This is a genomic window from Sinorhizobium sp. BJ1, from assembly GCF_002531555.1.
GTDB classification, from domain to species: domain Bacteria; phylum Pseudomonadota; class Alphaproteobacteria; order Rhizobiales; family Rhizobiaceae; genus Sinorhizobium; species Sinorhizobium fredii_B.
This window is the reverse complement of sequence record NZ_NWTH01000001.1, coordinates 332,838-356,859: the sequence shown is the minus strand read 5'-3', so window position 1 is coordinate 356,859 and position 24,022 is coordinate 332,838. Positions and strand designations below refer to the sequence as shown.

General features: G+C 63.9%; 21 protein-coding genes. 9 read left to right on the top strand and 12 right to left on the bottom strand.

The annotated features are described in order from the left end of the window. Positions 1-82: 82 nt before the first annotated feature. A complete protein-coding gene (locus tag CO676_RS01745) occupies positions 83-2,767 on the bottom strand; it encodes a sensor histidine kinase KdpD (protein WP_014760917.1) in 2,685 nt (894 codons plus the stop codon). A 103-nt stretch (positions 2,768-2,870) separates the two neighbouring features. Then, positions 2,871-4,046 (bottom strand): AI-2E family transporter, encoded by a 1,176-nt coding sequence (locus CO676_RS01740; RefSeq protein WP_014760916.1) that lies wholly within the window; start codon positions 4,044-4,046, stop codon positions 2,871-2,873. A gap of 393 nt (positions 4,047-4,439) precedes the next feature. Here CO676_RS01740 and CO676_RS01735 point away from each other — a divergent pair, with 393 nt between their 5' ends. Both CO676_RS01735 and pgi read left to right on the top strand, forming a co-directional pair. Then, positions 4,440-6,140, top strand: coding sequence for a long-chain fatty acid--CoA ligase (locus tag CO676_RS01735; protein WP_097519444.1), 1,701 nt, complete (start codon positions 4,440-4,442; stop codon positions 6,138-6,140). Between the two features lie 256 nt (positions 6,141-6,396). Beyond that, positions 6,397-8,022: a glucose-6-phosphate isomerase gene (gene pgi / locus CO676_RS01730; RefSeq protein ID WP_014760914.1), complete on the top strand. Its 1,626-nt coding sequence runs from the start codon at positions 6,397-6,399 to the stop codon at positions 8,020-8,022. 60 nt (positions 8,023-8,082) lie between these two features. Here pgi and CO676_RS01725 read toward each other — a convergent pair whose 3' ends face one another. The 7 genes from CO676_RS01725 to CO676_RS01695 all read right to left on the bottom strand — a co-directional run bounded on the left by CO676_RS01725 (position 8,083) and on the right by CO676_RS01695 (position 14,814). After that, positions 8,083-9,009, bottom strand: coding sequence for a carbohydrate kinase (locus tag CO676_RS01725; RefSeq protein WP_097519443.1), 927 nt, complete (start codon positions 9,007-9,009; stop codon positions 8,083-8,085). Positions 9,010-9,059: 50 nt separating this feature from the next. Beyond that, complete coding sequence (locus CO676_RS01720; protein ID WP_097519442.1) at positions 9,060-9,758, bottom strand: orotate phosphoribosyltransferase; 699 nt, start codon at positions 9,756-9,758, stop codon at positions 9,060-9,062. 24 nt (positions 9,759-9,782) lie between these two features. Continuing rightward, on the bottom strand, positions 9,783-10,820 hold the full coding sequence (pyrC, locus tag CO676_RS01715) for a dihydroorotase (RefSeq protein WP_097519441.1): 1,038 nt from the start codon (positions 10,818-10,820) through the stop codon (positions 9,783-9,785). A 184-nt stretch (positions 10,821-11,004) separates the two neighbouring features. Beyond that, positions 11,005-11,625, bottom strand: a complete 621-nt coding sequence (locus tag CO676_RS01710; RefSeq protein ID WP_014760910.1) for a nucleoside triphosphate hydrolase — start codon at positions 11,623-11,625, stop codon at positions 11,005-11,007. Beyond that, the gene (locus tag CO676_RS01705; RefSeq protein WP_014760909.1) at positions 11,622-12,404 is read right to left on the bottom strand and encodes an ATP-binding cassette domain-containing protein; all 783 of its coding nucleotides are present in this window, start codon (positions 12,402-12,404) and stop codon (positions 11,622-11,624) included. The genes CO676_RS01710 and CO676_RS01705 overlap by 4 nt, the downstream gene beginning before the upstream one ends. Further along, complete coding sequence (locus tag CO676_RS01700; protein WP_014760908.1) at positions 12,404-13,489, bottom strand: ABC transporter permease; 1,086 nt, start codon at positions 13,487-13,489, stop codon at positions 12,404-12,406. The genes CO676_RS01705 and CO676_RS01700 overlap by 1 nt, the downstream gene beginning before the upstream one ends. Before the next feature lie 299 nt (positions 13,490-13,788). Continuing rightward, positions 13,789-14,814: a sugar ABC transporter substrate-binding protein gene (locus CO676_RS01695; RefSeq protein WP_014760907.1), complete on the bottom strand. Its 1,026-nt coding sequence runs from the start codon at positions 14,812-14,814 to the stop codon at positions 13,789-13,791. 267 nt (positions 14,815-15,081) lie between these two features. Between CO676_RS01695 and CO676_RS01685 the strand changes: the two genes are divergently transcribed. Continuing rightward, complete coding sequence (locus CO676_RS01685) at positions 15,082-16,314, top strand: ROK family transcriptional regulator (RefSeq protein ID WP_097519439.1); 1,233 nt, start codon at positions 15,082-15,084, stop codon at positions 16,312-16,314. Continuing rightward, a complete protein-coding gene (locus CO676_RS01680; RefSeq protein WP_014760905.1) occupies positions 16,314-16,742 on the top strand; it encodes an RbsD/FucU family protein in 429 nt (142 codons plus the stop codon). Before CO676_RS01685 ends, CO676_RS01680 begins: the two co-directional genes overlap by 1 nt. Positions 16,743-16,813: 71 nt before the next feature. On the opposite strand, the gene CO676_RS01675 is transcribed toward CO676_RS01680, so the two are convergent. Further along, on the bottom strand, positions 16,814-17,251 hold the full coding sequence (locus tag CO676_RS01675; RefSeq protein ID WP_014760904.1) for a DoxX family protein: 438 nt from the start codon (positions 17,249-17,251) through the stop codon (positions 16,814-16,816). Positions 17,252-17,470: 219 nt separating this feature from the next. Between CO676_RS01675 and CO676_RS01670 the strand changes: the two genes are divergently transcribed. Further along, the gene (locus tag CO676_RS01670; protein WP_014760903.1) at positions 17,471-18,175 is read left to right on the top strand and encodes a Crp/Fnr family transcriptional regulator; all 705 of its coding nucleotides are present in this window, start codon (positions 17,471-17,473) and stop codon (positions 18,173-18,175) included. Between the two features lie 7 nt (positions 18,176-18,182). Further along, positions 18,183-20,069 (top strand): CHASE2 domain-containing protein, encoded by a 1,887-nt coding sequence (locus CO676_RS01665; protein WP_179875390.1) that lies wholly within the window; start codon positions 18,183-18,185, stop codon positions 20,067-20,069. On the opposite strand, the gene CO676_RS01660 is transcribed toward CO676_RS01665, so the two are convergent. Beyond that, a complete protein-coding gene (locus CO676_RS01660; protein ID WP_097519437.1) occupies positions 20,045-20,665 on the bottom strand; it encodes a FecR domain-containing protein in 621 nt (206 codons plus the stop codon). The two genes, CO676_RS01665 and CO676_RS01660, sit on opposite strands and share 25 nt — an antisense overlap. A 193-nt stretch (positions 20,666-20,858) precedes the next feature. On the opposite strand from CO676_RS01660, the gene CO676_RS01655 reads away from it, so the two are divergent. Beyond that, positions 20,859-21,422 (top strand): sel1 repeat family protein, encoded by a 564-nt coding sequence (locus CO676_RS01655; protein ID WP_097519436.1) that lies wholly within the window; start codon positions 20,859-20,861, stop codon positions 21,420-21,422. Positions 21,423-21,439: 17 nt separating this feature from the next. Here the strand turns inward: CO676_RS01655 and CO676_RS01650 are convergent, their stop codons facing one another. Beyond that, the gene (locus CO676_RS01650) at positions 21,440-22,474 is read right to left on the bottom strand and encodes a proline racemase family protein (protein WP_097519435.1); all 1,035 of its coding nucleotides are present in this window, start codon (positions 22,472-22,474) and stop codon (positions 21,440-21,442) included. Positions 22,475-22,679: 205 nt separating this feature from the next. On the opposite strand from CO676_RS01650, the gene CO676_RS01645 reads away from it, so the two are divergent. Both CO676_RS01645 and CO676_RS01640 read left to right on the top strand, forming a co-directional pair. Beyond that, a complete protein-coding gene (locus CO676_RS01645) occupies positions 22,680-23,486 on the top strand; it encodes a phosphodiesterase (protein ID WP_097519434.1) in 807 nt (268 codons plus the stop codon). A gap of 50 nt (positions 23,487-23,536) precedes the next feature. Further along, the gene (locus tag CO676_RS01640; RefSeq protein WP_014760896.1) at positions 23,537-23,845 is read left to right on the top strand and encodes a YkgJ family cysteine cluster protein; all 309 of its coding nucleotides are present in this window, start codon (positions 23,537-23,539) and stop codon (positions 23,843-23,845) included. Positions 23,846-24,022: the final 177 nt, after the last annotated feature.

Here is a 24,022-nt window from a genome sequence, read left to right as displayed (position 1 = left end):
TGTGGACCCCAGCCCCTACAAATTTATGATTGCAATCCGTCATAAAACAACTTCGCGCCAAAGGCCATATGGCGGCCTCGCCTCAGTTCGAGGGCTCCGCTTCGGCGGCCGGGAAGCGCATGGAAATACGCGTCCCGCGGCGCCGGAGTGCCGGGCTCTCGGCCTTGATCCGCCCGCCCATCGCCTCGACGAAGGCCTTGCTGATCGTAAGGCCGAGGCCGGTGCCGAGCGAGCGTCCGTCCGACTTTCCCTTGCGGAAGAACTTGTCGAAGACGTGCTCGAGATCGGCGGGCGCGATGCCCTTGCCGAGGTCCGTCACCGACAAAACGACCTCGTCGCCCTCCCGCCGGGCATAGATGCTGACCGGTTCGTCGCCTCCGAACCGGTCGGCATTGTCGAGCAGATTGAAGAGGACCTGCCCGAGCAAGACGCTGTCGCCGCGCATCAACGGCAGATCTGCGGCGATGCTGGTCTCGAAAACCCGGCCGGGAAAGTATTTCCGTGCCCGTTCCACGGCAGCGTGAACGACATCCGCCACATCGACCCGATCGCGCCTGGCATTGATCGTCCCCGCCTCGATGCGGTTCATGTCGAGCAGGTTGGAGACGAAGTTCTTGAGCCTGCCGCTTTCTTCCTCGATCGAGTTCAGAAGTTCCCTCCGGCCCTCCTTAGGCATTCCTTCGCCGAGCTGGCGCAGCGTCGTCACTGCGCCGGTGATCGTTGTCAAAGGGGTCGTGAGCTCGTGGGAGAGCGACGAAAGCAGGGCGGCGCGGAATTTCTCGCCCTCGAGCTGGGCGGCCTGATCGAGGCTTTCGCGCGACAGTCGCGCGCGGTCGACGGCGATCGCGGTCTGATCGAGGATCGCGGCAAGGGCCCGTTCCTCGTTGATGTCGAGCGGTCTGTCCTCCTGCAGAAAGCCGCAAACGCCAACGACGCCCTGCGGGCTCATCAGCGGCCGGAACTGAAACGGGCTGTTCGGCAGCGTGCCGGTGTCGTTGCCGGCCGGCTCTCTCTTTTCGAATGTCCAGCGCGCCGCCATCATGTCGCTGACGCTAAGCTCGGTGTCCGGCGGCCAGGCCACGCTCAAAGCAATATCACCGTCTTCCGGCAGCAACAGCACGGCATTGCGCCTGAGCGTCGATTGCATCTGGGTGACGGCCGCCCAGAGCACGTCTTCGGCATTGGCGGTGCCGGAAAGCTTGCGGGAAAAGTCATAGAGCGCCTGCGTCGCCGTCGCCCGGCCCCTTGCGGTCTTCGCCTGATCGCGAATGCGCGAGGCAAGGCTGCCGGCCAGCGCCGCGGCCGCCAGGAAAACGAGGAGAGCGAAAACCTCGTGCGGCTCGGCCACCGTGAAGGTGCCGACCGGCTCGATGAAGAAGAAGTTGTATGCGACAACGGAAAACAGGGCCGCCGCCAGAGCCGCGAAGTAACCGGCGTAAACCGCCGAGGCGAGCACCGCGAGCAGATAGAGAAGCGAAATATTCTGCAGGATGATGAACTGCTCGATCAGCACGCCAAGTCCTGTCGCCAGCCCGACGGTGCCGCCGGCTATGCCGAGCGCTCGAGCCAGTCCCTCCGGCAGCAGCCGCTGGCTTCGCTGCCTCGTCTTGGCGGCCGGCTCGATCTTGCCGGTGACGAGATGAATGCCGATTCCCGACACGCGCCTGGACAGCGCGTCGGGCAAGGAGGCGCGAAACAGGCTCAGCGGGAACCAGTGGCGCCGGGCGCCGATGACGATCTGCGTCGCATTCTCGCGCCTTGCAAGTTTCAGGATCTCCTCGACGAAATCGCTGCCAATGATGCGGCGCGTCTCGGCGCCCAGTTGCTCGGCAAGACGGAAGGTCTCGTCAAGCTGCCGCATCGCCTCGCCATCGCCCGCCTCGCGATCCGCACGCTCGATGGAAACCACGATCCAGTCGGCGTTGAGGCCCGAGGCGAGCCGGCTCGCCGTCCTCACCACCTTTTCCGATAGCGGATCCGGGCCGATGCAGACGAGCAGCCTTTCGCCGGCCGGCCAGGGACCCTCAATGGCGTTCTGCTTGAGGTAGTCGACCATCTGGTCGTCGACCCGGTCGGCAGTGCGCCTGAGCGCCAGCTCGCGCAGCGCCGTCAGATTGCCGAGCCGGAAGAAGTGGTCCACGGCCCGCTTGGCATTGTCGGGCAGGTAGACCTTGCCTTCCTTTAGCCGGTCGATCAGCTCCGCCGGCGGCAGGTCCACCAGCAGCACCTCGTCCGCCCGGCTCAGAACCGTGTCGGGGATGCGCTCTCGCACGGGAACACCGGCGATCTGGGCGACGATATCCGACAGGCTTTCGAGGTGTTGAATGTTGAGCGCCGTCCAGACGTCGACGCCGGCATCCACCAGTTCCTCGATGTCCTGGTAGCGCTTGGGATGACGGCTTTCGCCGAGATTGGTATGGGCGAGCTCGTCGACGACGATGATCCGCGGACGGCGCGCCAATGCAGCGTCGAGATCGAATTCGTGGAGCGTGCGGCCGTTATGCGCCACGTCGCGGCGCTGCAGGACCTCCAGCCCATCGAGCAGAGCGGCGGTCTCGCTGCGTCCGTGGGTCTCGACAAGTCCGATGACGATGTCGGCGCCCTGCTCCTTGAGCCGCTGCGCCCGCATCAGCATGGCGTAGGTCTTGCCGACGCCCGGCGCGGCGCCGAGGAACACCGTTAGCTTCCCTCTCCCGCCCTTGTCGGCCAGCCCCAGCAGGGCATCGGGATCGGGGCGCCTTGCCTGGTCGCGATCAATCTCGGGCATTCAATCTCTCGAACTCTGTCCTCAGAAGGTTCACCCTACACAGGGGCACGCGGCCCGCCTGTGACCCCGGACAACCGTGCGACCGGCCCGCAGGTCGCCGGTCCTATTTCGCGGCAATGTCGACCCGGGAGATCGGCTTTGCCGTCGGTTCCGGTTGGTTTGCCACCTCATGCATCCACTCGCGCCAGATCGCGACGAGCAGCGCCATGAGCACCGGGCCGACGAAAAGGCCGAGGAAGCCCATCGTCTTGACACCGCCGACAAGGCCGAAAAAGGTCGGCAGGAAGGGCAGCTTGATCGGGCCGCCGACAAGCCTCGGACGAAGCGTCTTGTCGACGATGAAGAGCTCGGTCGTTCCCCAGACAAAGAGCGCAACACCCTGCAAGAGCGAGCCGCTCGCCACCAGATAGATCGACACGAGGGTGAAGCAGAGCGGCGCACCGCCTGGAATGAGTGCCATGAGCCCGGTGATGATGCCGAGCGTCACCGGCGACGGCACACCAGCCAGCCAATAGGCGACGCCGAGAACGATGCCCTCGCCGATCGCGATGATGCCCATGCCGGTCACGGTCGAGCTGATGGTGAGCGGCACGACGCGCGACAGCCGCTCCCAGCGCATCGGGAAAATCTGTTCGCCAAGGCGATCCAACTGCTTCGAGAAGGAGTGGCCGTCGCGATAGACGAAGAACAGGGTGATCAGCATGAACAGCAGCGTCAGGAAGGACTGGAAGGCGGAGGCGCCGATCACCAGGACGCCGCGGTAGATGTTGCCGATATTGGAGCCGCTGACGAGCTGGACCAGCTCGCCAAGCGCGCCCGGATGGCCGACATATTTCACCCATTGCTGACCGAGCCAGGCGCCGGCCACCGGGATGGTCGTTAGCCAGGCCGGGACCGGCGCTCCACTGACGTTGGTTTGCACCGCCCAGACGAGCCAGTCGCGCACCTCGTCCACCGCGTAAGCCGCGGCGATCGAGATGGGCACGACGATAAAGGCGACGACCGAGGTGATGGCGATCGTTGCCGCGAGCGTCCGATTGCCGTTCAGGGCCTGAAGCAGCCGACGATAGATCGGCCAGCTGGCAAAGCCGATGACGACGGCGGCAAGCACCGGTACGACGAAGCCGTGGAAGAAATAGACGCCGGCAATGAGGACAAGGACGAGCATCCAGCGGGCGGCCGAGATCGGCAGGACGAGGGCCGAGCGCGAATGGGCAGGCTGCCCGAAGAGCCGCGGCTCCACCGGGGGATTTTCTCGCTCACGATTGCCCAATTGCACCTGTAGTCCTCCGTCTTTCAAGAACCTTACAACAATCCCGCAGCCTTGCCAGCCCGTCTCCTGCCTGGATGCGCGCTTTCGGCATGAGCAAGGTGGCGTCTCCAAAATCATCGCAATGGCCAGGGATCAATTCACAATTGCCGTGATCGTCTTTCACCGGGTCTAACGGACAGACATGACGGGGAGATTTCGCTTCGCCTGAAGACGACTGCGGCAAAATCCGTCACCCGCATTGGCATCCTCGTTATTGACGTTTACGTCAAGGTTATATAATTCCGATTAGTGCTTGAAGAGACGCTGCAAAAGCAGCATCTTCGCTCGGGAGGGAAGATCGGGAGGGATTTTTCTTCGCCGTGAGCAAGGCCGTTCGTTGCCACCAGAGGGAGAGAGATCATGGCGGAAGCAAGCATACAGCAGGCGGGGTCCGGCGGGGGGAAAAACTGGATCAAGTCCTATCCGCCGGGTGTGCCCGCCGAGATCGGACCACTCCCCTACCGATCGCTCGGCGAGTTCTTCGACCATGCGGTGGCGCAGCATTCCTGGCGGCCCGCTTTCACCTGCATGGGCAAGTCGCTGACCTTCGCCGATCTCAACGTCCATTCGGGTCGAATCGGCGCCTGGCTGCAGTCGCTCGGTCTGGCGAAGGGCGATCGCGTCGCCGTCATGATGCCGAACATCCTGCAGAACCCGGTGATCGTCTACGGCATCCTCAGAGCCGGCTACACGGTCGTGAACGTCAACCCGCTCTACACGCCGCGCGAGCTCGAACACCAGCTGGTCGATGCCGGCGCCAAGGCAATCTTCGTCCTGGAAAACTTCGCCCATACGGTCGAGCAGGTCGTCGCCCGGACCAAGATAAAGTATGTGGTGGTCGCGACAATGGGCGACATGCTCGGGGTGAAGGGCCTGGTCGTCAACGTCGTCGTGCGCCGCGTCAAGAAGCTCGTTCCGGCCTGGTCGCTGCCGGGGCACCTCTCCTTCCGGACTGTTCTTGCCAAGGGCGAGAAGCTTTCGCTTGCGAAACCCAATGTCGCGCCTGGCGATGTCGCCTTCCTGCAATATACAGGCGGCACGACCGGCGTTTCCAAGGGTGCCACCCTCACCCATGCCAATCTTCTGTCCAACATGGCCCAGATGGGGATCTGGCTGAACACGGCCTTCCTGCGCAAGCCGCGGCCGGAAAACCTCACCTTCATGTGCGCCTTGCCGCTCTATCACATCTTCGCGCTGACGGTGAATTCGCTGATGGGGCTCGCGACCGGCGGCAACAACATCCTGATCCCCAACCCGCGCGACATTACCGCCTTCGTCCAGGAGTTGGCCAAGTACAAGACCAACATCTTCCCCGGGCTCAATACGCTGTTCAACGCGCTGATGAACAATCCGGGGTTCCAGAAGCTCGACTTTTCGTCGCTGATCCTGACATTCGGCGGCGGCATGGCGGTGCAGCGACCGGTTGCAGAGCGCTGGCTCGCCACGACGCACTGCCCGATCCATGAAGGCTATGGGCTTTCGGAAACTTCCCCGGTCGCCACCGCCAACCGGCTCGACACGGACGAGTTCACCGGCACGATCGGCATGCCGCTGCCATCGACCGAGGTCGAAATCCGCGATGACGACGGCAATACGCTGCCGACCGGCGAAATCGGCGAGATCTGCATCCGCGGCCCGCAGGTCATGGCCGGCTATTGGCAGCGCCCCGACGAGACGGCGAAAGCGATTTCGCCGGATGGTTTCTTCCGCACCGGCGACATCGGCTTCATGAACGCCGCGGGACTGACGAAGATCGTCGACCGCAAGAAGGACATGATCCTCGTTTCCGGCTTCAACGTCTTCCCGAACGAGATCGAAGAGGTCGTGGCAACCCACCCCGGCATCCTGGAATGCGCCGCCATTGGCATCGCCGACCCGCATTCCGGCGAGGCGGTCAAGCTCTTCGTCGTGCGCAAGGATCCGAACCTCACGGAAGGGGACGTAAAGCGCCACTGCGCCGAACACCTCACCAACTACAAGCGGCCGAGACACGTAGAGTTCCGCGACGAACTGCCGAAATCCAATGTCGGCAAGATTCTGCGCAAGGACTTGCGCGGCTAACCGAGGGAGAGCCCCTCATCCGGCCTGCCGGCCACCTTCTCGCCGCAGACGGGGCGAAGGGGACTCGCGGCAGCGCTCCAGCCAAAGTCCCCTCTCCCCACCTGCAGGGATGGCGCTATGGTGAGGGGCAGTTGCACCGCCTCCCGCCAGAGCGATGAGAACCGGCTTATTTCGCTGCAGTGCACACCTGCCCTTGATTTGCCACGTCGAAAGCGACTAGCTATCGCAGCCGATTTCCGATGCAAGGAGCCCTGCGATGAAAGCGCTTGTCGAAAACCTCAAAGCCACTGCACGCGAGACCAAGGCGACCGACATCCGTGCCGCCTTCGCCGCCGATCCGAGCCGCTTTTCGCGCTTCAGCACGAGACTCGGCGATCTGCTCCTCGATTATTCGAAATGCGCCGTGAACGACACGGTACTCGATGGTCTCGAGGCGCTGGCGAAGGCCGCCAAGGTCGAAGAGAAGCGTGACGCCATGTTGCGTGGCGACATCATCAACATCACCGAGGAACGCGCCGTCCTGCATACCGCCCTCAGGAACCGGTCGAACCGGCCGATCCTGGTCGGCGGTAAGGACGTCATGCCTGACGTCAACACCGTTCTCGACGCGATGGGCGCCTTTGCCGACGACGTCCGTTCCGGCACCTTGAAGGGCGCCACCGGCAAGAAGATCACCGACGTCGTCAATATCGGTATCGGCGGTTCCGATCTCGGCCCGGTGATGGCGACGCTGGCGCTCGCGCCCTTCCATGATGGTCCGCGGCTGCATTTCGTCTCCAATGTCGATGGCGCCCATATCGCCGACACGCTGAAGCTCCTTGACCCGGAGACCTCGCTGTTCATCGTCGCCTCGAAGACCTTCACGACGATCGAAACGATGACAAATGCCGCCACCGCCCGCGCGTTCATCGCCGGCAAGCTCGGCGAGGCGGCAGTCGGCCACCACTTCGCAGCCGTCTCCACCGCCCTCGACAAGGTCGCCGCCTTCGGCATCGACGCCGCCCGCGTCTTCGGCTTCTGGGACTGGGTCGGCGGGCGCTATTCGATCTGGTCGGCGATCGGCCTGCCGCTGATGATTGCGATCGGCAAGGAAAATTTCGGCCGCTTCCTCGACGGTGCCCACGCGATCGACGAGCACTTCCGCACCGCTCCCGTGCGCGAGAACCTTCCGATGCTGCTCGGTCTCATTGGCTTCTACCACCGCAACGTTCTCGGCTATCCATCCCGGGCGATCCTGCCCTACGACCAACGCCTGACGCGCTTCCCGGCCTATCTGCAGCAGCTCGACATGGAATCGAACGGCAAGGCCGTCACACTCGACAGCAAGCCGGTGGAATTTGCGACCGGGCCGGTCGTCTGGGGCGAGCCTGGCACCAACGGCCAGCATGCCTTCTACCAGCTTATCCACCAGGGAACCGATGTCATTCCCGCCGAATTCATGATCGCCGCGAACGGCCATGAGAAGGACCTGCGTCATCAGCACCAGTTGCTGATCGCCAACTGCCTGGCGCAGTCAGAAGCGCTGATGAAGGGCCGTACGCTTGCCGAAGCCAAGGCACAGCTTACCTCGAAGGGCATGGACGAGGCGAAGGCGGACAAGATCGCGCCGCACCGCGTCTTTTCCGGCAACCGGCCGTCGCTCACCTTCGTCTATGACCAGCTCGATCCCTTCGCGCTCGGTCGCCTGATCGCCCTCTACGAGCACCGCGTCTTCGTCGAAGGGGCGCTCTTCAACATCAATCCATTCGACCAATGGGGCGTCGAGCTCGGCAAGGAACTGGCGACCGGCCTGCTGCCTGTCGTCGAGGGCAAGGAGAGCGCCGAGGGTCACGATTCCTCGACCGCCGGCCTCGTTGCCGCGCTTCTGAAGGCGGCACGCTGACGGATAAGAAAAAGGGCGCCAGCGATGCTGACGCCCTTCATGCATGCAGATTTCCGGCTATCAGAGCCCGATTTCATATTTCCACGGCGGGTTGGCACCCGCGCGCGACACGGTGACAGCCGCTGCCTTCGCGCCGAGGGCGAGCGCCTGCCGGATCGCCTCGTCGCTCAAGTTTGCAACCTGTTCCTTGGTCAGCAGATTGTTGAGCTTCAGCGAGGCCAGCACGCCGGCATCGAAAGTGTCGCCGGCGCCGACCGTGTCGACGACCATCACCCGCTGGCTCGCGACCTCGACCTTGTGGTTCCTCGTATAGCCGACGGCACCGTCCGCGCCCCTGGTGATCACCACCAGCTTGGGACCGCGCTTCAGCCACTCGGCCGCGAGCGTATCGTGGCTCCCTTCCGTACCGAACCAGGCGAGATCCTCGTCGGAGAACTTGATGATGTCCGACATCGCCGCCATGCGGTTCATGCGGGCGAGATGCGCCTCCCGATCCTTGATGAAACCCGGTCGGATATTCGGGTCGAAGGAGATCACCCGCCTATCGTGTTCCCTTGTCATCAATGCTTCATAGGTCGAACCGCAGGGCTCGGGGATGAGGCTGATCGCGCCGAAATGCAGCGCCTCGCAGAAATCGCCGAAGGCCGGCAGGTGGTCCGTGGTGATCATCCGCCCGGCGGTATTCTCGTCGAAGAAGGCGTAGCTCGCATGGCCGTTGACGAGTTTCACGAACGCAAGCGTCGTGTGCAGCGGCAGCGTAGCGCAGGGGCCGAAATCGACATTCGCGGCTTTCAGGGTTTCCCGCAGGATGTCGCCGAACATGTCGTCGGAGAGGCCGGTGAAAAAGCCCGTCGGAATACCGAGCCTGCCGAGCGCGATCGCCGTGTTGAAGATGGCACCCCCGGCATAGGGCGCAAAGGCGCTCTCCCCGGCCGCCGACTCGCGCGGCAGCATGTCGATCAGGGCCTCTCCGCAGCAAACGATCATGAACGTCCTCCTTGAAAACTATTCCATCGACGAGATCAGCGGCCGCGCCGTCACTGGGCGGCGAGCGTGTCGACGCCGCCTTTGCGGGCCGACCAGGCGAGTGGCGCATTGAGGAAGGCTTCGACCTCGTTCAGCGTCTTTTCATCGAACAGCGCCTGTTCGCGGGCGACCGCGAGCACGTTGCGCCAGGTGGCGATGTAATGGAGGTCGACGCCCTTGGACTTCATGTTGCCCCGCGCCTCCGGGAAAATGTCATAGTAGAAGAGCGCGATGCCGTGCTCGACGATGCCGCCGGCCGCGCGGATCGCGTCGATGAACTTGAACATCGAGCCGCCGGCGGTCGTCAGGTCCTCGATGACCAGGACACGCGCCCCTTCCGGCATATGGCCCTCGATCTGGGCATTGCGGCCATGTCCCTTCGGCGCCTTGCGCACATAGATCATCGGCAGGCCGAGCCGTTCGGCAAGCATGGCAGCAAAGGGGATGCCGGCCGTCTCGCCGCCAGCGACCACATCGAATTGCTCGAAGCCTGCCTCCCTGAGGATCGTCGCGGCGGCGAAGTCCATGACAGCGGAGCGGACCCGCGGATAGGAAATCAGCTTGCGGCAGTCGATATAGACCGGGCTCGCCATGCCGGAGGAGAGCTTGTAAGGCTGGTCGGCCCGGAAATGCACCGCCTTGATCTCCCAAAGCATCTTCGCGACCAGCTCGGCCATCACCGCCTTGTCGGTGAATGCGTTCGAAAACATGACTTCTCCTTGCAATCGAAAAACTTAGGCGACGGCCCAGTAGAGCGGGAACATCGGATCGAAAACCGTGACCGGGCCGGCTTCGGTCTCGATCTTGGCGGGATAGCGGACCGGCTCGCTGCCCTTGCGCAACGTGATCGTTTCGTCGTTTGCCGGAAGGCCATACCAGGCGGGGCCGTTCAGCGAGGTAAAGGCCTCGAGCCGGTCGAGCGCCCCTTCCTCCTCGAACACTTGGGCAAGGCAGCTCATCGTGTTGATGGACGTATAGATGCCGGCGCAGCCGCAGGCGCATTCCTTGAGCGGATCAGCGTGTGGGGCCGAGTCGGTGCCGAGGAAGAAGCGGACGTCGCCGGATATCGCCGCCGCCCGCAGCGCCAGACGGTGCGTCTCGCGCTTGGCGACGGGCAGGCAGTAATAATGCGGCTTGATGCCGCCGACGAGGATGGCATTGCGGTTGATGATCAGGTGATGGGTGGTAATCGAGCCGGCGAGATTGGCCGCGTGCTCCTTGATATAGTCGACCCCGTCCTTCGTCGTCACATGCTCCATGGTGATCCTGAGATCCGGCAGGTGCCGACGAAGCGGATCGAGGACCGTTTCGATGAAGACAGCCTCGCGGTCGAAGATATCGACCTCAGGCGTCGTCACCTCGCCGTGGACGCAGAGCGGCAGGCCGATCTCGGCCATCCGCTCGAGAACCGGCATCGCCTTGGCAATGTCGCGCACGCCGCTGTGCGAATTGGTGGTCGCACCCGCCGGATAGAGCTTTACCGCCTTGACAAGGCCGCTCCTGAAGCCAGCCTCGACATCGTCCGGATCGGTCCCTTCAGTAAGGTAAAGCGTCATCAACGGTTCGAACCTGTCACCCGCCGGAATGGCGGCGAGGATGCGTTCGCGATAGGCGGCCGCATCGGCGGAGGTCACCACGGGCGGCACCAGATTAGGCATGACGATAGCGCGGGCGAAATGGCGGCTCGTATCGGCAATGACGCCGCGCAGCATGCCGCCGTCGCGCAGGTGGAGATGCCAGTCGTCCGGCCGGCGGATAACGAGCTCTTGCATGTCAGCGTTCTCCCGATGCTCGCGCCCGATCCACGCGGGCGGCGTGACCGGCGCTTGTAGGGCGGTAATTCATGTGGTGAAACCGCGCCTCGATAACATCATTGCGCCGCCGAAGACAATGGCCAATCGGAAAGGTTAAGTCGGGACGCGCGAGCGGCAAACCGTCCCACTCCACGCCCATCCCTCAGAAATCCCGGATCACCAGATCGCTGGCGCGGCAGTTGCCGACGACCCTGCGGGCGTTGGGGATATCGTTGCCAAGGGCTTTTTTCCGTGCGGACTCCTCATCATAGCCGTGATCGTACCAGCGCTGCAGCAGTCGCCGCTCGAGCACCTCGATCCCCGGATCGATAAAGATCGAATAGTCGAATGCCCCATCCAGCCTGCTCCATGGCGCCTCGTCGAGCAGCAGGTAATTGCCCTCGACCAGCACGATACGCGTTTGCGGCGCGATTGCCCGTGCGGAGGCGATCGCCAGTTCGCGGGTCCGGTCGAAGACCGGAACGAGCACCTCGCCGTCATTCGCGTGTACCGCGGCGAGCGTTGAAAGGAAGGCTCGCACATCGAACGTCTCGGGCGCACCCTTGCGCGGCAGCAGGCCCTTCTCGACAAGGACGGCATTGTCCATGTGGAAGCCATCCATCGGAAGCACCGCAACGCTTTCCCCCGCCTCGGCGATCGCCTCGGCAAGCGCTTCGGCAAGCGTCGACTTACCCGCCCCCGGTGGACCGGCAATGGCGACGACGAAACGGCCGGCGCCTGCCGCCCGTTTCAGAATTTCGTCCCGCAAGGACTGCACATTCATGCGGCGATTGCCTCGCCGGGCGGCGCCTTGGCACCGGTCATGAAGGCGACCGCATCCGACATGGTGTATTCCTTCGGATTGATGACGCAGAGCCGACGGCCGAGGCGATGGATATGGATCCGGTCCGCGACCTCGAAGACATGCGGCATGTTGTGCGAGATCAGCACGATCGGCAGGCCACGGCGACGGACGTCGAGGATCAGTTCCAGGACGCGCCGGCTTTCCTTGACGCCCAAGGCGGCAGTCGGCTCGTCCATGATGACGACCTTCGACCCGAAGGCGGCGGCGCGTGCGACCGCCACGCCCTGGCGCTGGCCGCCCGAGAGCGTCTCCACCGCCTGGTTGATGTTCTGGATCGTCATTAGGCCGAGTTCCGAAAGCTTCGATCGGGCCATCTTCTCCATGGCCGACCGGTCGAGAGTGCGGAACAGCTTGCCGAAGAGGCCCGGCTTCCGGATCTCGCGACCGAGGAACATGTTGTCGGCGATCGACAGCGCCGGCGACAGAGCGAGGTTCTGATAGACCGTCTCGATGCCGGCGGCGCGCGCCTCCATCGGCGAGCGGAAATGCACCGGCTGGCCCTCGAGGTGGATCTCGCCTTCATCTGGGGTGACGGCGCCGGAGATCGCCTTGATCATCGAGGACTTGCCGGCGCCGTTGTCGCCGATCACCGCGAGGATTTCACCCGGATAGAGATCGAAGTCGGCATGATCGAGGGCAGTGACGCGGCCATAGCGCTTAACGAGACCGCGGGCGGTGAGAATGGGTTCCTGTGCCATTACGCTGCTACCTTTCTGATCCACTGGTCGACTGCGACGGCGGAGATGATGAGCACGCCGGTCAGGAAGACTTTCCATTGCGGATCGGCGCCGAGCATGTTGAGGCCCATCGACACCACGCCGACGATCATCGCGCCGATCAGGGTGCCGAGGATCGAGCCGCGGCCGCCGAAGAGCGAAATGCCGCCGATCACGGCCGCCGTAATGGCCTGCAGGTTATAGTCGGTGACCGCAGCCGACGGCGAGATCGAGCCGTTTCGGCCGATCGAGACCCAGGCGGCCAGAGCGGCGATCAGGCCGGCGATCGTGTAGGCGCTGAGCAGCACCCTGCCGACGCGGATACCGGAGAGCTTGGCGGCTTCCGGATCGTCGCCGACCGCATAGAGATGGCGTCCCCAGGCGGTGTGGTTCAACGCGTACCAGAGGCCGAAAACCAGGACGACCATGGCGACGACACCGAGGGTCAACACCGCCGTGCCGACCTTGAAGTTCACGCCGAAGACATGCAGCCACTGGGTCACCGCAGTCACGTCCGCCTCGCGGATCGTCGCGTTCTCCGAGTAGATGAAGTTCGTCGACATGATCACGTACCAGGTGCCGAGCGTGACGATGAATGGCGGCAGCTTCAGGCGCGACACCAAAAGACCGTTCAAGAGCCCGCAGGCGCCGCCAACGAGGAATCCGGCCGCCACCGCAATCGGCGCCGGCAAGCCGTAGCTCACGGCGCAATTGCCCATGACGACGGCCGAGATGACCATGATGACGCCGATCGAGAGATCGATGCCGGCCGTCAGGATCACCAGCGTCTGCGCCGCGCCGAGCATGCCGACGACAGCGATCTGCTGCAAGATCAGCGTCAGCGTGTAGGACGAGAAGAACCTGCCGCCGATCGCGAGTCCGAAGACAAGGATCGACGCGATGAGCACGACGAACGGCACGGCCGCCGGCGTCGAATGCAGGAAGTGCTGAATCTTCTGAAGCGGCGTCTTGTCATGCGTGTCGAAGGACGCCACATCCGTCGAACTGTTGACCAGGACCTTTTCGAACTCCTGGGATGGTTGTGCGGCTGTGTTTGGCTCGCCCATGGAGACTCCTCCCGTAACCCCACTCTCAAAGGGGGTGCATTGCTGCCGGATGCGCGGCCCCGCCGTGGTCGCGGCGACTTCCAGGTTTGATCACGGCAAGTGCGGACGGCCATCCAGGCCGCAACCGTGATCAGTTCCGAGAAGCCAGAGCGAGACGCGCGCGGAAGCGCATCGTGGCTTTCCTTAATCCCGCTCTAAAGGTCGCGCAGGTTTCGCGCCTTGTCAAAGACCCCGGCGCTTACGCGAAGGGCGGCCGGGGCCGCCCTTCCCTGTCGGTTTCGGTTCGAACAAGCGGGCGATCAGCCCCAGCACTTCTCCGTGCCGACCTTGGTGTCGATCGATTCGACGCCGGCGGCCGGCTTGTCGGTGACGAGCGCGACGCCCGTGTCGAAGAAGTCCTTGCCTTCGGTCGGCTTCGGCTTCTCGCCAGTCTCGGCGAATTTCTTGATCGCCTCGATGCCGAGCGCGGCCATCATCAGCGGATATTGCTGCGACGTGGCACCGATGACACCTTCGGCCACAGACTTGACGCCCGGGCAACCACCGTCGACCGACACGATCAGCACGTCCTTCTCCTTGCCGACGGCTTTCAGTGCCTGATAAGCGCCGACGGCAGCGGGCTCGTTGATGGTGTGAATGACGTTGATTTCCGGATCCTTCTGCAGAAGGTTTTCCATCGCCGTGCGGCCGCCTTCCTCGTTGCCGTTCGTCACGTCATGGCCGACGATGCGCGGATCGTCCTCGTCGCCGATCTTGTTCGGATCCTTGGGATCGATGCCGAAGCCGATCATGAAGCCCTGGTCGCGCAGCACGTCGACGGTCGGCTGCGACGGGGTCAGATCGAGGAACCCGACCTTTGCGGTCTTGGCGTTTTCACCCATCGTTGCGGCCGCCCACTGGCCGATCAGCTTGCCTGCGAGCAGGTTGTCGGTCGCGAATGTCGCGTCGGCAGCGGTCGCCGGATCGAGGGGTGTATCGAGCGCGATCACGAGAACGCCGGCGGCCTGCGCCTTCTTCACCTGATCAACGATCGCCTTGGTGTCGGATGCAGCGATGAGAATGCCCTTCGCGCCATCGGCGATGCAGGATTCGATGGCGGCAACCTGACTGTCGTGATCACCGTCGACCTTGCCGGCATAGGCCTTCAGCGTGACGCCGAGTTCCTGGGCCTTGGCGGTCGCACCTTCCTTCATCTTCACGAAGAAGGGGTTGGTGTCGGTCTTGGTGATGAGGCAGGCAGAGACGTCGGCCGCCTGTGACGGCGAAGCGAAGGCGACGCCGAGAGCGAGCGCGCCGAATGCGGTGGAAAGAACAGTTTTCTTCATCAAACCCTCCCAAGGTTTAAATAATGCCGGAACCGGCCTTCAGGCTTCACCCCCGCAGCATTCTCCTCCTGCGGGCGGCGCTTCCGAGCGTAAATCAAACACCAAAATTCCAAGGTGTCAATAAATAAATCAAATTGAATTATTATCTGGATATGGCATTCTGCGTGCAGCAGGTCCGGCGCGAGCCACCGCTGCCAAATCGACGGAGGCGGCGAGAAGGAATCGGCAGATCTCGCATGAAGGGATGCCAACGGGAGGAGCGGTGGCATGTCACTGATACAAGATCGCCATGGGGGATCGGCGCAACCCGATGTGATCGACCCAAGCGGCGGGGCGAACCAGACGCGCGTGCGCGCCTATAATGAGCGGCTGGTCATGTCGCTGGTGCGTCGCCACGGCAGCCTGTCCAAGGCGGAGATCGCCCGCCGCTCCGGACTTTCCGCACAGACCGTCTCGGTCATCATGCGCGCGCTCGAGGCCGACGGGCTGCTCGTCCGCGGCGACCCGGTGCGCGGCCGCGTCGGTCAACCGTCGATCCCGATGCGGCTCAACCCGGATGCGGTCTATTCTTTCGGGGTCAAGATCGGCCGTCGCAGCGCCGACCTGGTGCTGATGGATTTCCTCGGCAACATCCGCCTGCATCTCCACCAGATCCATACCTACCCGCTGCCCGACGACCTCGTCACCTTCATCGTCGAGGGCATCGAAAAGCTCGAGCGGCAGCTCAGCTCCGAAGATCGCAAGCGCATCGCCGGCGTCGGCATCGCGACGCCTTTCGAACTGTGGAACTGGGCCGAAGAAGTCGGCGCGCCACGCGAGGAAATGGACAGGTGGCGCAAATTCGACCTGCAGGCGGCGGTCACGGCGCGGACGCCGCACCCCGTCTTCCTCCAGAACGACGGCACCAGTGCCTGCGGCGCGGAGCTCGCCTTCGGCGTCGGCGCCAACTATCCGGATTTCGTCTATTTCTATATCGGCTCGTTCATCGGCGGCGGCGTCGTGCTCAACTCCGCCCTCTTCTCCGGCCGGACCGGCACCGCCGGCGCCATCGGTCCGTTGCCGGTGTCGGGCAAGGATGGCAGGACGACGCAATTGCTGAAGATTGCCTCGGTCTTCGTCCTCGAAAAGCTGCTGCGCGACCGCGGCGTGGATCCGAAGCCGCTTTGGTATTCGGCCGACGACTGGATCGATTTCGGCGAGCCCCTCGAAATCTGGATCCAGGATTCGGCGGCAGCACTAGCCCAGGCCGTCGTCTCGGCCGTCTCGATCGTCGATTTTTCCGCCGCCGTGATCGACGGCGGCTTTCCGCCCTGGGTGCGCTCGCGCCTTCTCGCCGCGACGCGCAAGGCGCTACAGACGCTCGACCTCCAGGGCGTCACCGTTCCGGACCTTGTCGAGGGCGCGGTCGGAAGCCACGCCCGGGCGATCGGCGGAGCGAGCCTGCCGCTGTTTTCGCGCTATCTGCTCGATACCAATGTACTCTTCAAGGAGCTTACCTGATGCTGAAAGGAATAGACCCGATCCTGAGCCCGGAACTGCTCGCCGCGCTCAGGGCAATGGGGCACGGCGACGAGATCGCCCTTGTCGACGGGAACTATCCCGGCCAGGAACATGCCCGGCGGCTGGTGCGGCTCGACGGCCATCATCTGGTTCCGGTCCTCGATGCCATCCTCAGCGTGCTGCCGATCGACGATTTCGTGCCGGAGGCGATCTTCCGCGCGACGGTCAAGCAGGACAAGGACGCGCTCGATCCGGTGCACCGGGACATCGTCGAATGCTGCCGCAAGCACGAGCCGGGGCAGTCGGTCGTTCCGCTTCTCGGCGCGGAATTCTACCCGCGGGTGAAAGCCGCCCATACGGTCGTGCAGACCAGCGAACCGCGCCTTTACGGCAATGTCATCCTGCGCAAGGGCGTGATCTACCCCTGAGCCATCCTATAATGCAAGGAACCCGCCGGTCGTGCCGGCGGGTTCTTTACGTGAAGTGACGTTCCGTCGCCTCAGGCAGCGACGGTTCTGCCGAGGCGGGCGTCAAGCGAGAGCGCTCCGGGGCCGAAGCCGGCAAGCACCAGGAAGGCGCCGGCAAGGGTGATGTTCTTCATCATCATGATCTGGTTGAACATCGACAGAAGGCCGTTTGCCGCCTCCGGAAAATCGGGAATGTTGATCGGGCCGCTATGGAAGACGAAAGCCGTGACGAGGCAGAAGGCGGCGAGCAGATAGGAAGCGATGCGCGTCTGGAAGCCGACCAGAATGGCAAGACCCGAGACCAGTTCGAAGAGACCGGCGAGATAGGCGAGCGCGGTTGCCGCCGGCCATCCGGCATTGGTGATCATGCCGGCCGTACCCGCCGGATCGGTGAGCTTGCCGAAGCCCGAGACGATGAAAATGATCGAGAGTAGAACGCGTCCGATGAGGACGATGACATTCTGAGGCATGCGCGAGGCTCCTGTTGGAAACGGATTTGGCGACAGGAATATCAGCATTTTCCGAATTGACCAGCCGCCCTGGCGGAAACAGATCGTTTACATTTACGAGACGACGGCGTGACGTCGTCAACACTTTCCGGCCATGCCCTGGCCGCCAAGCTCTTTTCTGTTGCAACAGACAGCGACTGCGTGAAGAATTCCCGCGCGTAGGGCACGCGGGGAAATCTCATGACTGAAATCAACCGGAGTCCCGCCTTCTGGCGGTCCTTTCCGATTTTCGAAGACTTCGACAAGGAAACCCTCTGCGAACTTGCCGACATCGCCAGCTACCGGAAATGGCCCGCGGGCACGGTCATTTTCCAGCGCGGCGACGAGGGCAACTACATGATCGTCGTGGTTTCCGGGCGCATCAAGCTTTCGCTGTTCACGCCGCAGGGCCGCGAGCTGATGCTCCGCCAGCACGAGGCGGGGGCGCTGTTCGGCGAAATGGCGGTGCTCGACGACCAGCCGCGCTCGGCCGACGCAACCGCGGTCACTGCCGCCGAGGGCTATGTGATCGGCAAGAAGGCCTTTCTCGATCTCATCACCCAGAAGCCGAGAATCGCCGAGGCGGTCATCCGCTTCCTCTGCGCGCAGCTGCGCGACACGACGGACCGGCTGGAGACGATCGCGCTCTACGATCTCCACGCCCGCGTCGCACGCTTCTTCCTGGCGACGCTCCGGCAGATCCACGGCAACGAACTGCCGGCAAGCGCCAATCTTCGCCTGACGCTGAGCCAGACCGATATCGCCGCCATTCTCGGCGCCAGCCGGCCGAAGGTGAACCGTGCCATTCTCTCGCTGGAGGAAAGCGGCGCTCTCAAGCGGACGGACGGCATCGTCTCGTGTAACGTGGGACGCCTGCTGATGATAGCCGATCCACCGGAGGACTAGGCCGATCCTGCCGCCATGGCCCCATCGCCGCATCAGCCCGCTTGCCGGCGGGATCGTTGCTACTCTGGCCGCGGCGTTCGTTCTCTACCTTTACGCCGAAACAGTGTTCCGCACGCCGCGTGAACTGTTCTTCGACAATCTCACCCAATGGGCCCCCTCGCCGCGGTCGACGGACATCCTTGTGGTCGACATCGACCGGCTGGCCGTCGAGGCGAGGTCCGAAAGCTGGGACAGGGGTGCGACGGCCGAACTGATATCGCGGCTTGCAGCCGCCGGCGCCAAGGCGATCGCCGTCGACTTCGTCTTCAGTTCCGACTGCGATCCGGCCGCGCCGGTAAACGCCGCGCTCGCTTCGGCGATCGGCGAAGCGCCCGTCGTCCTTGGCTTTCTGGCTGCCGAGCGCGCCCTGGAGCACCCGCGTCCCGTTCCACCGCTGGCGTTGCGGCGCCAGCTTGCCGTCCCTGAGCAATGGTTCATCCAGGGCGCGGAGACGGCCTGCCCCATGTTCATGGATCGGGCGAAAGCGGCGACGGCGGCGTTCCTGGTCGGAGACAAGGATGCCCGTGTCCGCCGCGCGCAGGCCTTCGCCGTTATCGACAACGACGCCTTTCCGGCCCTGGGTATCGAAGCGGGCCGGCTCGGCGCAGCAAGCAGCACGCCGGTGCTTGGCGGAGAGCCAGCCTGGCTGAGGCTCGACCACGCCATCATTCCGCTCGACGCGGACGGCAACCTTCGTTTCGTGGCGAGTTCGCAGGCGGAAATTGCCGCCCGGACGGTTTCGGCTGCCGACGTCATGGCAGACAGGATCGACGAGAGCCGGATCGCCGGCAAACTGGTATTCGTCGGCAGCAGCATGCCGAGCCTCGGCGGGCTGAGGCCTACCGCCTCCATGCCGCTCGAGCCCTCGGTGCAGATCCATGCCGACATAGCCAACGCGATCATGACCGGCTTCGTGCCCTATCGGGACGGCGATCTGCCCGTCATGGAGGCGCTGTTCAGCGTCGCCGCCGGCGTGGTGGCCGCCTATGGCGCGACCAAACTCCGTCCTATGATGACGCTGACGCTCGGCGGCGCGGCGGTGCTTGCCGTCAGTGCTTTCGCCGGCGTTATCTACGCCGCGACCGGCTGGCTCTTCGATGCCGTCGGCATCTCGGTCGCGATGGTGACGATCCTCGTCGTGACGAGCGCGTTGCAGCTCGCCCGGGTGCGCCGCGCCGAAGCGATCGCCCGGCAGAAATTCTCGCAATATCTGCCACAATCTGTGGTGGCCCGCTACATAGACGATCCGGACCGCGGCCGTGTGGCCGGTGAAGAGCGACCCGTGACGGCTGTTTTCACCGACATCGAAGGCTTCTCGACGCTATCACACAAGCTCAGCCCCCGGGAGCTCGTGGCCCTGCTCGACATCTATTTCGCGGAGGTCAACGCGCTCGTCTCCCGTCACGGCGGCATGGTCGACAAGGTGGTGGGCGATGCGGTCCACGCCCTCTTCAACGCGCCGGAGGACCTCGCCGACCATGTCGACAAGGCGATCGATTGTGCTATCGCGATCCACGCACTGGCCGAGGAAATGCGCGCGCGGCCGCAATTCGCCGAACAGGGCTTTGGCCGAACCAGGATCGGCATCGAGACGGGGCCGGCGGTGCTCGGCGAGGTCGGCGCCGGCGGCAAGCTCGACTACACGGCCCATGGCGATGCGGTGAACCTCGCCGCCCGGCTTCAAGAGGCGAACAAGTTCCTCGGCACGGCGATCTGCATCGGCCCGGCCGCCGCCGCGCAAAGCAGCGCCAGGCTTCGGCCGCTCGGCCGGCACGAAATCCGCGGCTTCGGCTCGATGGAGTTGTTCACCGTCGCCGACGGCGAAAGCCCTCACCTCAGACCGACGCTCGCATAGGCTTCCCGGATCCGCGCCTGTCCCCAATTCGTCTGCTCGCTCGGCGCCGCACCGGGACGGTCGATATCCACGCCCTGGCCGGCGGCAAGCATCCGGGTGACGCCGCCGCCTTCGACGCTGACGGCGCCGTGCTCGACGAAGACGGCGAAGGCAGCAGTGCGGCTGGGGCCGCAGAAGAATTTCGTGCCGCGGACGCCGATCATCCCGAAAGCCGTGCGGACCGCGACGTCGACCTTCGGCAGTCCCCGCGGCCTGTCGAAGACCATCCGGCCAACGCCGAGCTCGAGCGTGCCTCCCTCGCCGGCAATGAAGCTGTCGATCAAGAGCTCCGTCTGGGGGCCGAGAAGGATGCGCGTTTCGCTGAGGGCCAGATCGGCAAAGCTGTTGGTGCTCGTCATGACGTAGTCCCGGTCGAGAACGGAGCCGCCTGCAGCGAGCCGCTCCTCCGCCTCGCCCTGCCGGCGGCGAACATTGCCGCGGATCTTCGCCGCCTTGCCGACGACTGAACCGCTCGCGGCCGCGGCCGCTCGGCCGCCGATGACGGCCATGATCAGGCCGCCAAGCACCATCCTTCTTTTCATCTGTAGCTGCGGCATCGGCTTCTCCCCGCTGCTATTGCAGCGCTCCCTGTTCGAGCCTTCGTTCGAGGATAGACCGACGCATCGAGGATGCAAGACGCCCCTTGCTCCGTGCCAGGTTCGAAAGTCGCTCCCGGCCTTGGCTGTTTCGCGCGGAACAGGCACCGCCTCACGCCAGTTCTAGGATAGTGGACGGATAAGGGAGAGTACCATGGATAGCCATATCAAGCCGCCCATTCGCATCGCAAGCGCGTCACTGCTTGCAGCTGCGATGCTTCTGTCCTTCGCCACGATCGCGGCTGGATCGGCAAGCGCCGCCGAGCTCTCGGCCGCCGAACAGTGCGACCGGGAAGCCGGCAGCGACCTCGATCTCGAGCGCAACAGGGCCTTTCCGGCCGTGGCAACGCAAGATATCCGCATCGGTGTTGCGCTGTCTGCCTGCCGCGAGGCCTACAACCAGAATGGCGGCGCGCGGACACAGTTCCAGCTTGCCCGCGTTCTCGACCGGGCCGGCGAGAAGCTGAAGTCGCTTCGAGTTCTCGGCGAGGCCGCGCAAAACGGCCATGCGCTGGCGATGGCTATGTACGGAACACGGCTCGTCGAGCGTGGCGAGGCGGAAGCGGCTTTCGATCTTTACCAGCGCGCCGCGGCAGCGGGCAATGTCGTCGCCGCCCACAATCTCGCCGCCGCCTATCGGGACGGCGTCGGCACGCGAGCCGACGGCGCCTTGGCGGCGCAGTGGTTCGAACGGGCGCAGACGAACGAGCTCCAGTGAGCGCGCACAGCCTGGTTTTACCGGATCTCGCCCGCCTGCGGCCCCCAGGTATCGGTCAGTGCAAAGCCATCGGCGAGCGGATCGAACGGATCGAGCGCCACCTGATGCAGACCGAAGGTCCAGGCCCGGCCGGAAATGGTCGGGATGATCGCTTCCCGCCCGACGACCGTCGTTACGGCTTCGAGGCCCACTTCGAATTCCGAGCCGATAATGGAGCGGGATTTCAGCACGTCCCCCGGCTTGACCTTGCCGCGCGCATGGAGCGTGGCGAGATTGGCCGAACTGCCGGTGCCACAGGGCGAACGGTCGACGCGGCCCGGCCACATGGTCGTGCAGGTTCTGACGGTTCCGTCAGCTTCCGTATCGCGGAACATCACATAGGCAACGCCCTTGATTTCCGGGATTTCCGGATGCACCACCGGCAGCGCGCGGTTGACGATGTCCTTCAGAGCCATACCCGCTTCGACGATCCGGCGGGCATTCGCCTTGTCGATCGTGGTGCCGATCTGGCGGACATCGACCAGCGCGTAGAACACGCCGCCGAAGCAGAGATCGAGCTTGATGCGGCCCCATTCTGGCGTGTCCACCTCGACATCCAGTTCCTGGACGAAGGACGGCACCATGGTGAGTTTTACCCGCTCACAGCGTCCGTCGCGGCAGGTGGCTGTCGCCTTCACGAGGCCCGCCGCCGTATCGAGCATCACCACGGTTTCGGGCTCCTTCATCTCGATCATTCCGGATTCGAGCAGCGCCGTCGTCACGCAGATCGAATTGGAACCAGACATGGCATGGGCCTGGTCGGCCTGCAGGATGATGAAGCCGGCATCCGCCTCCGGCCGCTTCGGCGGCACCAGCAGGTTGACGGAACCGATCGATCCGGAGCGCGGCTCTAGGCAGAGGAAGCGGCGCAGGCTGTCATCCACCGTGTTGATGTGGTTCAGCTGCTCGGCGATCGTGTTGCCCGGGATCTTCGGCACGCCGCCGATCGCCACCTTGCCGATCTCGCCCTCGCAGTGAACGTCCAGCAACTGGATCGTGCGCTTCCATCTCATCACCGTATCTCCGGATATCGCGTCAAAAGGGCAAACTGATATATCAGAGCCGTAAGCTGACCCATAGCGCGTTCATGCTCGAGCCGCAAGAGATCGCCTGTCGGCTCTGGGCGCAACAGCATCACCGCGACCAGCCCAAAGATGCCGCTTGACCGTCGAACGCAAGCGGAGGAGCGTGGCCTATGCATTATTGCGACGCCCGCCCATGACAAAATTCATCGTCTTTACCGACCTTCATATGGTTCCCGACGGCACGACGATCATCGGGATCGACCCCTATCGGCGGCTCGCCAACGGCATCACCCATGTCAACCGCTACCATGCGGATGCGGATCGGGTGGTTTTTGCAGGCGACCTCACGCACCAGGCGGACCGCGCGTCCTATGAACGGTTGAAAGACCTGTTCTCCGAACTGATCCCTCCTGCAGCCACCATGCTCGGCAATCATGATCGGCGCGAGGTTTTCCTGGAGGTGTTCCCGGAGGCTGCGACAGACGAAAATGGCTTCGTGCAGCAGGTGATCGATTTTGCCGATTGCCGTGCCGTTTTGCTCGATACGCTGTTTGCGCCACCCTACGACTACCCGATGAGCCATGCCGGCCATCTGTGCGAAAGGCGCCTCGTCTGGCTCGACAGACAGCTCGGCAGCGCCGGTGACCGGCCGGTTCTGATCTTCATGCACCACCCGCCGCATGCCAGCGGATTTGCGGGTATCGACATGATCCGACTCATCAACGAGGAGCAATTCTACGGGCTCGTGAAACGGCACGGCAATGTCCGCCACATCTTCGCCGGCCACGTGCATCGCACCATCAGCGGTTCCAGCCGCGGCATTCCGTTCTCGATCTTCAAGAGTCCGGTCCACCAGCAGCCAATGCCGTTCGACATACCGGACGCCTCGCTGTCCGTCGACGAGCCGGCGGCCTACGGCATCGCCGTGATCACCGCCGACGGCGTGCTGGTGCATACCGAGGACTATGAGATCGCCAGGCGCGATGCGGTAGAGGCGTGAGAACCGGCTTGGCCATTTCGACGCTTACGGCTTCGTGCTAGGCTAGGCCCATGACTATTTCTCCCATCCAGGACTTCGATTGTCAGAGCTGCGGCGCCTGTTGCGCCTATTCGGCCGAGTGGCCGCGTTTCTCGATGGAAACGGAAGAGGAGCTCGAGCGAATACCGGCGGACTACGTCGCAGCCGACCTTGGCGGTATGCGCTGCGAAAACGAGCGCTGCACGGCGCTCGAAGGCACGCTCGGCAAATTCGTCGCCTGCAAGGTCTACGCCATGCGACCGATCGTCTGCCGGACCTGCATGCCGGGAGACGACGAATGCCTGATGGCCCGCCAACGCCATTTCGGCGCGGCGGCTTGAACATGGGAACATCCGGGTCATTTCCGCCTCACCCGCATGTTTCACCCGCCAGGGCGATCTACATAGAGAAACATCCTGCAGCAGGGCGAATTTGCCGGATGGATGTTCGGCGAATGAAAGCGTATTTTCGGCCACGAATTTCAGGGCGCAAGGCGCCTTGCTACCCCGCGTGGAGGA